The 3,482-nt window shown below is 71.9% G+C and carries 2 protein-coding genes; both read right to left on the bottom strand.

What is annotated here, in order from left to right:
- Positions 1-848 (bottom strand): serine/threonine-protein kinase (locus CCN35_RS18835; protein WP_143631644.1); only part of this gene is annotated, 848 nt, incomplete at its 3' end.
- 275 nt (positions 849-1,123) lie between these two features.
- Positions 1,124-3,482, bottom strand: a 2,359-nt coding sequence (gene polA / locus CCN35_RS18830) for a DNA polymerase I (RefSeq protein WP_086793631.1), incomplete at its 5' end; no start/stop codon positions are given.

Below are 3,482 nucleotides of genomic sequence, written 5' to 3'. Positions count from 1 at the left end.
CCGAGCTGGCCGCGCTGCCCGGCCTCGGTGGCACAGATGGCCGTCAGCTCCGCCCGGCGTTCGGCGGGCAGCGCGGCCAGCTCGGGAAGGCCGAGGAACTGCTCGCGCAGCTGTTCGGGAGTGTGGGCCGGGGACTGTCCGCTGAGCAGGAAGTAGGCGAGGGCCCCGAAGGCGTACCGGTCGGTGGCCGGGGTGCGCAGTCCCTCGAAGACCTCCGGCGCGGCGAAACCGGGCGTGAACCAGACCTCGGCGGTGCGGTGTTCCGCGGTCAGCTTGCTGAGCCCGAAGTCGACGAGGGTGGCCTGCCCGTTGGAGTCGACCATCACATTGCCCGGGGAGAGGTCGCCGTGCACCACGACCCGGCCGGACGGGGTTCCCCTGCCCGAGTGCAGCCAGTCCAGGACCTCGGCCAGCTGCTCCAGGTACCGCACCGCCTCCCGGCGCTCGGCGAGCGTGACCAGCGGGTGTTCGGCCCGCCAGTCACGCAGGTCGACGCCTTCGACGTAGTTCATGACCAGGCACAGGGAACGCCCGGGCGGGGTGCCGGCGGCGCCTTTGCGGTGCGCGGGCGGTCCCTCGAAGTGCTCGCGGACACCGACGACGCCGAGCCGGTGCACAAAGCGCAGCAGCTCGGCCTGTTCGCTCCACCGGGCGCTGATCTTCTCGAATTCGGCCGCCGTCAGGGTGGCCTCCGCGTCGAGGACCTTGATGACGACCGGTTCGCTCGCCCCGCTCAGCTCGATCTCGGCCAGGTACAGCACCGCTTCCCCGCCCCGCCCGATGGAACGCAGCAGCCGGTACCGGTCCGGAGCGGAGCCGGGTCCGATGTACAAGCTGGTGTCCGTCATGCGCTCCTGCCCCCCGTGCCCGTCGACTCCCTTGCGCCGCAAGGTATTTCATCATGGCGGGCCCTTTCCTGGGAGGGCGCAGTGGGGTGGGGCCGGCAGCCTTCGTCCCCCGTTCCACCAGCGGCGCAACGGGGTGGAACGCTGCTCAGGCCGCCCGAAGCGGGCGGCACGGCACCGCCGTCCGCCCCGGCGGGACCACCGGGTCCCGCCGGGCAGCCGTCCCCCTCGCACAGCTCCCGCTGCGGGCGGGACACCGGGGACAGCTCCTGACGCGCCTAGTGCGCCGCCGACTCCCAGTCCGGGCCGACGCCCACCGAGACGTCCAGGGGAACCCTGAGCCGGACCGCGCCGGACATCTCGCGGCGGACGATCTCCTCGGTGGCCTCGCGCTCGCCGGGGGCGACCTCCAGGACGATTTCGTCGTGGACCTGCAGCAGCATCCGGGAGGCGAGACCGGCCTCGTGCAGGGCGCGGTCCACGCGCAGCATGGCGATCTTGACGATGTCCGCCGCCGTGCCCTGGATCGGCGCGTTGAGGGCCATCCGCTCGGCCATCTCCCGGCGCTGGCGGTTGTCGCTGTTGAGGTCGGGCAGATAGCGGCGGCGGCCGAAGAGGGTCTCGGTGTAGCCGGTCGCCCGTGCCTCGTCGACCACACGGCGCAGATAGTCCCGTACCCCGCCGAAACGCTCGAAGTAGGCGTCCATCAGGGCGCGGGCCTCGGCCGGCTCGATCTTCAGCTGCTGGGAGAGGCCGAAGGCCGACAGCCCGTAGGCCAGGCCGTACGACATCGCCTTGATCTTGCGGCGCATCTCCGGGTCCACGGCCGAGCGGTCGACGCCGAAGACCTGGGAGGCGACCGTGGTGTGGAGGTCCTCGCCGGAGGTGAACGCCTCGATCAGGCCCTCGTCCTCGGACAGGTGGGCCATCACCCGCATCTCGATCTGGCTGTAGTCGGCGGTCATCAGCGACTCGAAGCCCTCCCCGACGACGAAGCCGCGGCGGATGGCCCGGCCCTCGTCGGTGCGGACGGGGATGTTCTGCAGGTTGGGCTCGGTGGAGGACAGACGGCCGGTCGCGGCGACCGTCTGGTTGAAGGTCGTGTGGATGCGGCCGTCCGCCGCGATGGTCTTGATCAGGCCCTCGACGGTGACGCGGAGCTTGGCCTGCTCACGGTGGCGGAGCATGATCACCGGAAGCTCGTTGTCCGTCTGGGTGGCGAGCCAGGCCAGGGCGTCGGCGTCGGTGGTGTAGCCCGTCTTGGTCCTCTTGGTCCTGGGCAGGCCGAGCTCGCCGAAGAGGACTTCCTGGAGCTGCTTGGGCGAGCCGAGGTTGAACTCGTGGCCGGCCGCCGCGTGCGCCTCCTTCACGGCCTGCTGCACCGCGCCGGCGAACATCTGCTCCATCGCCTCGAGGTGGGCGCGGTCGGCGGCGATGCCGTGCCGCTCCATGCGGGCGAGCAGGGCGGAGACGGGCAGCTCCACGTCGCGCAGCAGCTCCGCCGCGCCGACCTCCCGCAGCCGTTCCTCGAAGGCCTCGCCCAGGTCGAGGATGGTGCGGGCCTGGATCATCAGGTTCTCGGCCTCGGCACCCTCGTCCACGCCGAAGGCGAGCTGGCCGTCGGCCGCGGCGGCGGGGGCGAGCTCGCGGTGCAGGTACTCCAGGGACAGGGCGTCCAGGTCGAAGGAGCGACGGCCCGGCTTGACCAGGTAGGCGGCGAGCGCGGTGTCCATGGTGACGCCCTCGATGCTCCAGCCGTGCTCGGCGAAGACCCGCATCGCGCTCTTGGCGTCGTGGAAGACCTTGGGCCGTCCGGCGTCGGCCAGCCAGTCGGCGAACGCGGCCTCGTCGGCCTCGTCCAGCCGGGACGGGTCGAACCAGGCGGCGGCTCCTCCGGGCGCGGCCAGCGCGATCTCGGCGACGGAGCCCGTGCCCAGCGCCCAGGTGTGGACGGTGGCGACACCGAGGGGCTGTGTGCCGTGCTCGGCGAGCCAGGGCGCCAGCTCCCCGGTGCCGAGCACGGCGCCGTCCAGCTGCACGCCGTCCACGGAGACCGGGGTGGTGTCGGCCTCCTCGGCGCCCGGGTCGACGGCGAAGAGCCGCTCGCGCAGCGAGGGGTTGCGGATCTCCAGGGTGTCCAGGACCATCGCGACGGCCTTGCGGTCGTACGGCGTGCGCGCGAGGTCGGCGACCGTCCCGGGCAGCTCGACGTTCCGCTCCAGCTCGGTCAGACGGCGGTTGAGCTTGACGGACTCCAGGTGGTCGCGCAGGTTCTGGCCGACCTTGCCCTTGATCTCGTCGGCGTGCTCGATCAGCCGGGCGAGGGAGCCGAACTGGTTGATCCACTTGGTGGCCGTCTTCTCGCCCACGCCGGGGATGCCGGGCAGGTTGTCGGAGGGGTCGCCGCGCAGGGCGGCGAAGTCCGGGTACTGGGCCGGCGTCAGCCCGTACTTCTCGGCGACCTTCTGCGGGGTGAACCGGGTCAGCTCGGAGACCCCCTTCGTGGGGTACAGCACCGTGGTGTGCTCGCTGACCAGCTGGAAGGAGTCCCGGTCGCCGGTGACGATCAGCACCTCGAAGCCCTCGGCCTCGGCCTGGGTGGCCAGGGTGGCGATCACGTCGTCCGCCTCGTACCCC

This window comes from Streptomyces thermovulgaris, assembly GCF_002155915.1.
In the GTDB taxonomy this organism is placed as follows: domain Bacteria; phylum Actinomycetota; class Actinomycetes; order Streptomycetales; family Streptomycetaceae; genus Streptomyces; species Streptomyces thermovulgaris.
The sequence above is the reverse complement of the archived record's forward strand: the minus strand, read 5'-3'. Positions and strand labels throughout refer to the sequence as shown.